This is a genomic window from Paracoccus sp. PAR01 (assembly GCF_014851995.1).
Lineage (GTDB): Bacteria > Pseudomonadota > Alphaproteobacteria > Rhodobacterales > Rhodobacteraceae > Paracoccus > Paracoccus litorisediminis.
The window spans coordinates 119,780-129,897 of the sequence record NZ_JACVAW010000001.1 but is presented as its reverse complement, the minus strand read 5'-3'; the positions used below and the strand labels follow the sequence as shown (position 1 = coordinate 129,897).

At 65.3% G+C, this 10,118-nt stretch carries 11 protein-coding genes; 6 read left to right on the top strand and 5 right to left on the bottom strand.

From position 1 onward, the window contains the following. Positions 1–21 precede the first annotated feature (21 nt). The 3 genes from IB235_RS00665 (at position 22) to IB235_RS00655 (ending at position 3,277) form a co-directional block, all read left to right on the top strand. Positions 22–1,983 carry a heme lyase CcmF/NrfE family subunit gene (locus IB235_RS00665; protein ID WP_155037689.1) on the top strand — a complete coding sequence of 654 codons (1,962 nt, stop codon included), beginning with the start codon at positions 22–24 and terminating at the stop codon, positions 1,981–1,983. 4 nt (positions 1,984–1,987) lie between these two features. Then, positions 1,988–2,440, top strand: a complete 453-nt coding sequence (locus IB235_RS00660) for a cytochrome c-type biogenesis protein (RefSeq protein WP_192334747.1) — start codon at positions 1,988–1,990, stop codon at positions 2,438–2,440. A 66-nt stretch (positions 2,441–2,506) separates the two neighbouring features. Beyond that, positions 2,507–3,277 carry an enoyl-CoA hydratase-related protein gene (locus tag IB235_RS00655; protein WP_192334744.1) on the top strand — a complete coding sequence of 257 codons (771 nt, stop codon included), beginning with the start codon at positions 2,507–2,509 and terminating at the stop codon, positions 3,275–3,277. Between the two features lie 3 nt (positions 3,278–3,280). On the opposite strand, the gene IB235_RS00650 is transcribed toward IB235_RS00655, so the two are convergent. The 3 genes from IB235_RS00650 to IB235_RS00640 all read right to left on the bottom strand — a co-directional run bounded on the left by IB235_RS00650 (position 3,281) and on the right by IB235_RS00640 (position 5,824). Further along, positions 3,281–3,961: an NUDIX domain-containing protein gene (locus tag IB235_RS00650; protein WP_192334741.1), complete on the bottom strand. Its 681-nt coding sequence runs from the start codon at positions 3,959–3,961 to the stop codon at positions 3,281–3,283. After that, on the bottom strand, positions 3,958–4,359 hold the full coding sequence (locus IB235_RS00645; RefSeq protein ID WP_192334738.1) for a DUF983 domain-containing protein: 402 nt from the start codon (positions 4,357–4,359) through the stop codon (positions 3,958–3,960). Before IB235_RS00645 ends, IB235_RS00650 begins: the two co-directional genes overlap by 4 nt. A gap of 76 nt (positions 4,360–4,435) precedes the next feature. Then, positions 4,436–5,824, bottom strand: coding sequence for a diguanylate cyclase domain-containing protein (locus IB235_RS00640; RefSeq protein ID WP_192334734.1), 1,389 nt, complete (start codon positions 5,822–5,824; stop codon positions 4,436–4,438). Between the two features lie 111 nt (positions 5,825–5,935). On the opposite strand from IB235_RS00640, the gene IB235_RS00635 reads away from it, so the two are divergent. Continuing rightward, positions 5,936–6,205, top strand: a complete 270-nt coding sequence (locus IB235_RS00635) for a DUF3572 domain-containing protein (RefSeq protein WP_192334716.1) — start codon at positions 5,936–5,938, stop codon at positions 6,203–6,205. Between the two features lie 15 nt (positions 6,206–6,220). Here IB235_RS00635 and IB235_RS00630 read toward each other — a convergent pair whose 3' ends face one another. Next, positions 6,221–7,582, bottom strand: a complete 1,362-nt coding sequence (locus IB235_RS00630) for an aminotransferase (RefSeq protein ID WP_192334713.1) — start codon at positions 7,580–7,582, stop codon at positions 6,221–6,223. A gap of 144 nt (positions 7,583–7,726) precedes the next feature. Here IB235_RS00630 and IB235_RS00625 point away from each other — a divergent pair, with 144 nt between their 5' ends. Further along, positions 7,727–8,173 carry a DUF2380 domain-containing protein gene (locus IB235_RS00625; RefSeq protein ID WP_192334710.1) on the top strand — a complete coding sequence of 149 codons (447 nt, stop codon included), beginning with the start codon at positions 7,727–7,729 and terminating at the stop codon, positions 8,171–8,173. Here IB235_RS00625 and IB235_RS00620 read toward each other — a convergent pair. After that, complete coding sequence (locus IB235_RS00620; protein WP_192334707.1) at positions 8,152–8,493, bottom strand: TfoX/Sxy family protein; 342 nt, start codon at positions 8,491–8,493, stop codon at positions 8,152–8,154. The genes IB235_RS00625 and IB235_RS00620 overlap by 22 nt on opposite strands. A gap of 67 nt (positions 8,494–8,560) precedes the next feature. Here IB235_RS00620 and miaB point away from each other — a divergent pair, with 67 nt between their 5' ends. Beyond that, a complete protein-coding gene (gene miaB / locus IB235_RS00615) occupies positions 8,561–9,910 on the top strand; it encodes a tRNA (N6-isopentenyl adenosine(37)-C2)-methylthiotransferase MiaB (RefSeq protein ID WP_192334704.1) in 1,350 nt (449 codons plus the stop codon). Positions 9,911–10,118 lie beyond the last annotated feature (208 nt).

The following is a 10,118-nucleotide window of genomic DNA, read 5'->3' as shown; positions in this document are numbered from 1 at the left end:
GCAACTGCCGGGAGGAAGAACATGAACGCGGAAATAGGCCATTTTGCCCTGATCCTTGCCTTTGCCGTGGCCATGTTCCAGATGGTCGTGCCGATGATCGGCGCGGCCAAGGGCTGGAGCGGCTGGATCGACAGCGCGCGCCCCGCTGCCATCGCCCAGCTTGGGCTGATCGGAATCTCCTTCGCGGCACTGACGATTTCCTTCGTGACCTCGGATTTCTCGGTCCTGCTGGTCTATGAAAATTCGCATACCGCCAAGCCGCTGATCTACAAAATCTCGGGCGTCTGGGGGAACCATGAGGGCTCGATGCTGCTCTGGGTGCTGATCCTGGCGCTGTTCGGCGCGGCGGCGGCGGTCTTTGACGCGAACCTGCCGCCGCGGCTGCGGGCACGGGTGCTGTCGGTGCAGGCGGCGATCGGCGCGGCCTTTCTGGCCTTCATCCTGTTCACCTCGAACCCGTTCCTGCGGCTGGCGGATGCGCCCTTCAACGGGCGCGACCTGAACCCGCTTCTGCAAGATCCCGGTTTGGCGTTTCATCCGCCCTTCCTTTATCTGGGCTATGTCGGGCTTTCGATGGCCTTCAGCTTTGCCGTCGCCGCCCTGATCGAGGGGCGGGTGGACGCGGCATGGGCCCGCTGGGTGCGGCCATGGACGCTGGCGGCATGGGTGTTTCTGACCATCGGCATCGCGCTGGGGTCGTGGTGGGCCTATTACGAGCTTGGCTGGGGTGGCTTCTGGTTCTGGGACCCGGTCGAAAATGCCAGCTTCATGCCCTGGCTGCTGGCTGCGGCCCTGCTGCATTCCGCCATCGTCGTTGAAAAGCGCGAGGTGCTGAAAAGCTGGACGATCCTGCTGGCGATCATGGCCTTTGGCTTCTCGCTGATCGGAACCTTCATCGTGCGCTCGGGCGTCATCACCTCGGTCCACAGCTTTGCCAATGATCCCGAGCGCGGGGTGTTCATCCTTGCGATCCTTGCCGCCTTCGTTGGCGGCGCGCTGACGCTGTTCTCGGCGCGCGCGGGGTCGATGCAGGCCAAGGGGGTGTTCTCTCCGGTCTCGCGCGAGGGGGCGCTGGTCCTGAACAACATCCTGTTGGCAGTGTCGGCCTTTGTCGTGTTCATCGGCACGGTCTGGCCGCTGGTGGCCGAGATGCTGTGGGACCGCAAGCTGTCGGTCGGGCCGCCCTTCTTTGAAAAGGCCTTTACCCCCTTCATGATTGCGCTGGCCATCGTCCTGCCGATGGGGGCGATCATCCCGTGGAAACGGGGCAAGCTGGGCCGGGTCCTTGCGCCGCTGCGCGGGGCGTTGCTGTTCGCGGTGGCGGTCATGCTGCTGGTCTTTGCCGTCTCGACCGGGCATTCGGCGCTGGCGGTGATCGGGGCAGGGCTGGGGTCGTGGCTGGTTGCCGGGGCCGTGGTCGATCTGTTGCTGCGGACCGGCAACTCCGGCCTGTCGCGTCTGGGCCGCTTGCCGCGCGCCGATTGGGGCAGGGCCGTGGCGCATGGTGGGTTGGGTGTGACCTTCATCGGGGTCAGCCTGCTGATGGCCTGGCAGGTCGAAGATATCCGCGTCGCCCGGATCGGCGAAACCTTCACCGTTGCGGGCTATGAGATCACGCTGGAAAGCGTCGAGGATGTGCAGGGGCCGAACTATGTCTCGACCATTGCCGCGATGCGGGTCGCCAAGAACGGGCGCGAGGTCGCCTTGCTGCATCCCGAAAAGCGGGTCTATCCGGTGCAGGCCATGCCCACGACCGAGGCCGCCATTCAAAGCGGCTTGTTCCGCGACCTGTATCTGGTGATCGGCGATGCCCAGCAGAATGGCGGCTGGGCAGTGCGCAGTTACATCAAGCCCTTTGCCGGCTGGATCTGGTTCGGCTCGGCACTGATGGCGCTGGGGGGGCTGATCAGCCTTAGTGACCGGCGATATCGCGTGGCGGCTGGGGCGATGCGTTCCGCACCCATCGCCGGACCTGCGGAGTAGGACCATGCGCTATCTGATCCTGTGCCTTGCGCTGCTGCTGGCCGTTCCGGCTTGGGCCGTCCAACCTGATGAGGTCCTGTCCGACCCGGCGCTGGAAGCCCGCGCCCGCGACATTTCCCGCATCCTGCGCTGCCCGGTCTGTCAGGGCGAGACGATCGACGAATCGAACGCGCCGATCAGCCGCGACCTGCGGCTTTACCTGCGCGAAAGACTGATCGCCGGCGACAGCAATGAGCAGGCCGTCGATGCCGTCGTCGAGCGGTTCGGAGAATACGTGCTGTTCGAGCCCCGGGCGCGCGGCATCAACTGGCTGCTTTATCTGGCCGGACCATTGATGGCGCTTCTGGGGCTGCTGATCGGCTGGCGCTTCATCCGCTCTCGTGCCGAGCCCGAGACCCGCCCCGAGACGCTCTCGGAGGAGGAACGCGCGCGGCTGGACCGGATCATGCAGGACTGACGCCGGGTCGCGCTTTCGCATGTCCTTCGCAGCGGTCAGGATGCGCCGCAGAAAAGCGGAGGAACCATGACCACCCAGACCATTACCGTCACCCATCAGGACGGCATCACCCGGATCGCGCTGAACCGCCCCGAGGTCCGCAATGCGCTGAACAGCACCATGCGTGCCGAACTGACGGAAACGCTGCGCAACCTGCCGCAGGATACGCGCTGCGTCGTGCTGACCGGGACGGGGCAGGCCTTTTGCTCGGGGCAGGATCTGGGCGATGCGACGGCAGGACTGGATGTGGAGCGCATCCTGCGCGAGGAATATGAACCCATGCTGGCCGCAATCACCGAGGCGCCGGTTCCGGTCATTGCGGCGGTGAACGGCATTGCGGCGGGGGCAGGGGCCAATCTGGCGCTGGCCGCCGATGTGGTCATCGCGACGGAAAGCGCCGTCTTTGTGCAAGCCTTCAGCCGGATCGGGCTGATCCCGGATGCGGGCGGCACTTTCATCATTCCGCGCAGCGTGGGTAATGCCCGCGCCATGGGGATGATGCTGTTTTCCGAACCCGTCCCGGCCCGTCAGGCCGCGGATTGGGGCATGATCTGGGAGGCGGTTCCCGATGCCGAGTTCGAGGCGCGGGTGACGGCGCGGGCCACGACGCTGGCGCAGGGCGCGACCCAGGCATTCCTCGCGACCCGCGAGGCGATCGCGCGCTCCTCCAGCCACGACCTGTCCGAGCAATTGGCGCTTGAGGCCCGGCTTCAGGGGCAGATGGCCGCGACCTCGGACTTCATGGAAGGGGTTTCGGCTTTCATGCAGAAACGCCCGGCTAAATTCACCGGGCGCTGAGCGTCACGACAGCCAGCTAAAGCGCGGCACCTCGCCGCGATTGTCAAAGAAGGGGACCCGCTCGGGTCCCCTGAGCGGACCCGGCCTTGCGGCAATGGCGGCGATTTCGGCCAGAACGACCTCGGTGATGAAGGGCAGGTCCAGCGCGCGCGCCTCGGTCAGGGGAACCCAGTGCAGATGCGAAAGCTCATCGCAGGCGGCGCTGAAATCGTTGCGGTCGCCCTCTAGCCGATCCGCATCCAGCAGCAGGAAGCGCGCATCGAAACGGCGCGTATTGCGTGGCGGGGTGACCGCGCGAAAGACATAGATCAGCGCCGACGGATCGGGGGCCAGACCGCGCGCGGCGTGCAATGGCCAACCCTGCGGCGCATCCCCCGGCAGGCCCGCGATCAGCCCGGTTTCCTCGGCCAGTTCGCGCAAGGCGGCGGCGGCCAGCGCCTCGGGCAGGTCGGGATGTTCGCCAATGGGGTCAAGCGCCAGCAGGCGGCGCTGCTCGGCTGCAAGCGGTTTTGAGAGGCGCGCGGCCGCATCGCCCGGATCGACCGCGCCGCCAGGAAAGACATATTTCGAGGGCATGAAGGCCGCCGTCGCCCCACGCTGGCCCATCAGCACGGCGGGACCCTGCGGCGTGTCGCGGTCAAGGACGATGACGGTGGCTGCATCGCGGATCGGGGGCAGGTTCATGCGGTGCCCTTCTGCTCCAGTCCAAAGCCATGCATCCGCCGCGCCCATTGAAAGCCGACGAACGCGCCCTTGATCACAGGCAGAAGCGCCAGCGACAAGATTACCGCGCCCAGACCAAAGCCGATCAGCATCGCTGCGGGCGAGGGGCGGTAGGCGATATAGATGGCCAGCAGCAGCGGCGCGCCCAGATGCGAGACCAGTAGGATCGTCAGATAGGCCGGGCCGTCATCGGCGCGCTGGTGGTGCAGCGCCTCGCCGCAATGGGGGCATTGATCCTTGACCCGCAGATAGCCGTTAAACAGCGCACCCTCGCCGCAGGCGGGGCAGCGCCGCATGGCACCGCGCAGCATGGCGGGGCGCAGCGGGCGATCAGCGATGTTGTCGCGGGTCGTCGGCATTCGGGATTCCTTTCGCAACCTGCGACAAATCTAGGCATCGCGCTGGGGAAGCGAAAGTGGGACCTATGTCACAAGTTCAGGCCGCAAGCGCCGCTTCGGCCATGACGATCCGGTTGCGGCCCATAGCCTTGGCCAGCAGCAGCGCGCGGTCGGCGCGGGCCAGCAACTTTTCCGGCCCCGCAGCCAGTTCACCGCCCAGCACGGCCACGCCTGCCGAAAGCGAGACGTGGATTTCATTCGCAGCGCATTCGGGGGGCAGCGTCACCGGGCTTTCCTGCACCTGCAGGCGGATCTCTTCGGCAACGGCCAGCGCCGCGTCCGCGCCGTGGCGGGGCAGGACGGCCAGAAATTCCTCTCCACCCATGCGGGCCAGAAGCGCTTCGGGCGGCAGGGCGAGGGCAAGGCGCTGCGCAACGCTGATCAGGACCGCATCGCCAGCGGCGTGGCCGTGATTGTCATTCACCGCCTTGAAGCGGTCCAGATCCATGACGATGACGGCTAAAGGATCGCCCTCGGACAGTGCCTGATCGTGCAGGCGGGCAAGGCGCGGAAGGGCATGGCGGCGATTGTGCAGTCCGGTCAGCGGATCAAGACTGGCAAGCTGCATCTGGCGCTGTGCCGCCAGACGGCGCTGGTCTGCCTCGCGCTTGCGGTCAAGCTGGGTCTCAAGGCGAATGGCAGCCTCGGCCGCGGCGACCGGATTGGCCATATCCGCAGCCAGCACGTCGCCCGCCCCCAGATCCAGCGCCATCTCGGCCAACTCGGCGCGTTCCGCGTGCAGGGCGATGACAAAGCCCGCATCGCGCGATCCCGGGCGCGAGCGCAATTCCGACATCAACCGCAGCCCGTCGCCCGGCTGGTTCATGTCGGCGGCGATCAGGTAAAGCTCGGGGACACGGCCGCGTGCGGCATCGGCCAGCGCCCGTTCGGGATCGCAGACCGAGATCGAAAAATCCACCTGCCCCTGCAGCGCATGACGCCAGCCAAGCGCAATGTCGGCCTGGCCCGAGATGAAGACGGCGCGGGGTCGGCTGTCATGCTGGAAGGCCGTGGCAGGTTCGGCCAGACCGCTGGGTAGTGCGGCAGCGTCATTCTGGGGATCGGTGCGCATCAGACCGCGGATGCGCGCAAGCAGGGTCAGGTCGTCGTCCATATGGTCGATCAGCGCCGACGCGCCGGCCTGCAAGGCAGCGATCCGCGCCTCACCCTGTGCCTGCGCCAGAATTTGCAGGTCGCCACCGCCGGGCAGGGCGCGCAACCCGTGGCACAGATCGGCCGTGGTCATATCGGGCAGGCTTACCCCGATCACCACGATCCGGGGGCGAACTATCCCGGCCCGCCGCAACGCCTCGGTCCCCGAGGCGGCGGTGCTGACCGCATAGCAGGCTGAGGTCAGACGCACTTTCATGTTGATCCTGGTATGCTGCTCACCATCTACGACCAAGATGCGCCCTGTGAAATTCATGTGTTGTTCTTTACACCAGCTGCCACGTCCGCATCTTGCGTGGATATTGGTTAATAAACGGTTTCACGTCGGGGTATTCCCGGCAGCAAGTCATAAAATCATGAGGATGGAATGCAGATTTCCGAGGCGAGCGACATTGCCGATCAGGGCTTTCAGCACATAGCCGGGGATGCCGAGATGGTCTCGGAACTGCTGGCGCAGTCGGGGACCGATGTGGCGGGGCTGCGCGCCATGGCCGGGCGACCGGAATTCGCGCAATTCGTGCTGGATTTCCTGCTGGAACAGGATCAGCGCGTGCTGGATTTTGCGGCCAGCGCCGGTATTCAGCCGCAGCGCGTGGTCATGGCCCGCGCCGTGCTGGGTGGGGGCGATCCCTGGTAGGATCGCCCGTTTTCGTCAGGCCACTTCGGCAAAGACCTTGTCGAGCGCCTTTTCCAGCTTCTCGAACATCTCGTCCATCTGGCCCTCGGTCATGATGAAGGGCGGGCACAGCACCACCGACTGACCCAGCGGGCGGCAGATTAGCCCCAGATCGGTGCATGTATTGGCGATGCGTTCGCTGACCGAAAGCGCGCCATCGAAGGGGGTCTTGGTCGCCTTGTCCTTGACCGCTTCCAGCGCCCACATGAAGCCCACGCCGCGATATTCGCCGATATTGGGTTTCTGGGCGAGGCGCTGCAGCCCTTCCTCAAAGCGCGGGGCAAGGCGTTTGACGTTCTCGGCCAGACCTTCGTTCATCACCACGTCGATCGCCTTCAGCGCGATGGCGCAGCCGACCGGGTGGCCCGAGGCGGTGAAACCATGCGGGAACTCCTCGATCGCCTCGACCGCGTCCTGCACCCGCTTGGCCAATTCCCCGCCCAGGATCACCGCGCCCATCGGGAAGAAGCCCGCCGTCAGGTTCTTGGATGAGATGATCGCATCGGGCGTATAGTCGTAGGTCTGCGCGCCCCAGGTATTGCCGGTGCGCCCGAAGCCGCAGATGACCTCATCCGAGATCATCGGGATGTCGTATTTGCGCAAGATCGGCAGGATCGCCTGAAAATAGCCCTTGGCCGGGGGAATGACGCCGCCCGCGCCCATTACCGGCTCGGCGAAGAAACCTGCGATGGTGTCGGCACCCTCACGCGCGATGGTTTCGTCCAACTCGCGCGCAAGGCGCTGCACGAATTGCTCCTCGGTTTCGCCCGCCTCGCCAAAGCGCCAGTAATGCGGGCAGGTCAGGTGGATGAAGCCGGGCAGCGGCAGCCCGAAGACCGAGTTATAGGGCTTGCCGGTCATGCTGGCGGAAACGGCGGTGACGCCGTGATAGGCGTTCCAGCGGGTCAGGATCTTGCGTCTTTGCGGCTTGCCCTCGGCGGCATGCAGGAACCACAGGATCTTGACCATGGTGTCATTCGCCTCGGAACCCGAGTTGGTGTAGAACACCTTGCCCGTGGCAAAGGGCGAGACCTCGACCAGCTTTTCCGACAGCATCACCGTCTGGTCGGACATGCGGCCAAAGAAGGAATGATAGCCGGGGAAGCGCTCATATTGCGCCTTGGCGGCCTCGATCAGGCCCTTGTGGTCAAAGCCCGCGACCATGTTCCACAGGCCCGAATTCGCATCCAGATAGCGGCGGCCATGCACATCGACGATATAGGGCCCCTCACCATGGGTGATGACGACCGTGCCCCGCTGGTGGACTGACGGCATGTCGGTGAAGCCATAGAGCGAATACTCCTCGGCCCGCGCTTCCCAGCTTTGCGGTTGGTTCATGGTGTCAGCCTCCGTGTTTCAGGGTTGCAGGCAGGCTAGCCGGGCGCGGAAAACGGTTCAATGGTCGCGGGCAGCCCAGACGATTGTCGCGCTTGCCCAAGGGGTGCATGCGGCGCAGATTGACCCTGCTGGGGGAGGGTCATCATGCGGGGATTTCTGTTTGCCTTGGCGCTTCTGCCGGGGCTTGCCTGTGCCGAGGGGCTGTATGTCCTGCCGGTCAAGCTGCTCGATACCTCCAAGGAGGCGCTGGACCAAAGCGAGGCCCATGCCCGCCGCCAGCAGGCCTTTGCCGAGTCGCTGGCCGCCGATCTGAATGGCACGCTGGTTTCCCCCGAGGAGGTCGCCGCCGCCTGTCCGCGCGAAACACCGGCCTGCCTGATGGACCTGCTGGCGGCGAAATCGGCCGATCGCGGGCTGTTCATCGTGGTGCAGAAATCCAGCACGCTGATCCTTCAGGTCTTTACCGACCTGATGGACGTGAAAGCGCAAAAGCTGATCGCGCATCGCGAGCTGAATTTTCGCGGCGACAATGACGAAGGCTGGCGCCGCGCCGCGCGCTTCCTTGGCCGTCAGCTGCGCGAGCTGGACTGAGGCGCAATCAGCCCGATCTCGCGCAGGGCGGCGTCGATGCCTGTCAGGACGGGGCCGCGGACCTCACCGACCAGAGCGTCGAAATGGCGGCGCAGGGCGGTCTTTTCATCGCCGCGGCAGTCGTTCCACGGGCGGCCCTGAAGCGCCATGTGCAGGACGTAATAGCCGATGAAATGCGGACGCTCGCCGCTGGCAAGCAGGGCGCGATAGGCCTCATGCGCGCCGATGCGGCGCAGGGTGGCCGCATCGGGAATTCCGGCGGCAATCAGGGCCTTGGCGGTAGCAGGGCCGATATTGGGGATGTCGGTCAGATCACTCATTCGCGCCCAGACTTTCCAAAGCTTGAGCTTTCCTGTATCAGCGCCGGAACTCCAAGGACAGCACGGCATGACCGACCAAGCCAGCACCCCCGTTTCGGCGGCCAAGAAGCTCTTCATCAAGACTTACGGCTGCCAGATGAACGTCTATGACAGCCAGCGCATGGCCGAGGCCATGGGGGCCGAGGGCTATGTCCTGACCGAGAACCAGTCGGAAGCCGACATGGTTCTGCTCAACACCTGCCATATCCGCGAGAAGGCCGCCGAGAAGCTGTATTCGGATCTTGGCCGCCTGAAGCCGCTCAAGGCCGAACGTCCCGACCTGAAGATCGGCGTCGCAGGCTGCGTGGCGCAGGCCGAGGGTGCGGAAATCCAGCGCCGGATGCCGATCGTCGATCTCGTCGTCGGCCCGCAGGCCTATCACCGCCTGCCCGCCATGGCCCGCGCGGGTCGGGGTGTCGATACCGAATTCCCGGCCGAGGACAAGTTCGAGCATCTGCCCAAACCCGCCGCCACCCGCCGCGCGCCTGCGGCCTTTCTGACGGTGCAGGAAGGTTGCGACAAGTTCTGCGCCTTCTGCGTCGTGCCCTATACCCGTGGGGCCGAGGTCAGCCGTCCCGTCGACCGCATCCTGCGCGAGGCCCACGATCTGGTGTCGCGTGGCGTGCGCGAGATCACGCTGCTGGGTCAGAACGTCAACGGCTGGCATGGCGAAGGCCCATCCCTTGAAGGTCAGGGCGGCGAATGGGGCTTTGGCCGCCTGATCCGCGCCATGGCCGAGATCGACGGGCTGGACCGCATCCGCTACACCACCAGCCACCCCAACGACATGGCCGATGACCTGATCGAGGCGCATCGGTCCGAGCCCAAGCTGATGCCCTATCTGCACCTGCCGGTGCAATCGGGGTCGAACCGCATCCTCAAGGCGATGAACCGCAAGCATACGGTGGACCAGTATCTGCGCCTGATCGACCGTATCCGCGAGGCGCGCCCGGATATCTTGCTGACCTCGGACTTCATCGTGGGTTTCCCCGGCGAAACCGATCAGGATCACCGCGACACGCTGGATCTGGTGGCGCGGGTCAATTTCGGCACCGCCTTCAGCTTCAAGTATTCGCCGCGTCCGGGCACGCCCGCCTATGACCGCCCCGAGGTCGACACCGATCTCGCCGATGCCCGTCTGCAGGAACTTCAGGCGCTGCTGTCGAGCCAGCAAAAGGCCGTGCAGGAAAGCATGGTCGGGCGCGAGGTAAGCGTGCTGTTCGAAAAGCCGGGCCGCAACGAGGGCCAGATGGTCGGCAAGTCCGATTACCTGCATGCCGTCTTTGTCGAGGCGCCGCAGGCCAAGGTCGGTGATCTGGTCCGCGTCCGTATCACCCATAGCGCGGCGAATTCGCTGGCCGGTGAGCTGGTGGCGTAAGCCGTCCGAAGGATTGCGGCGACAGGCCGCAATCCGGTTGACTTTTCCCATCGAATCCGCCATATGACCGCGACCGGCCGGGTATCCCCCGTTGCCGGTGCGTTATTTTAATCTCACCCGATATACGGGTGCGCTGTCCGAAGGCGGGTCAAGGACCCGACGAACACCTGCCACGCAGGGGCCGCAGGACGCGATGGAAGCAAGGAAA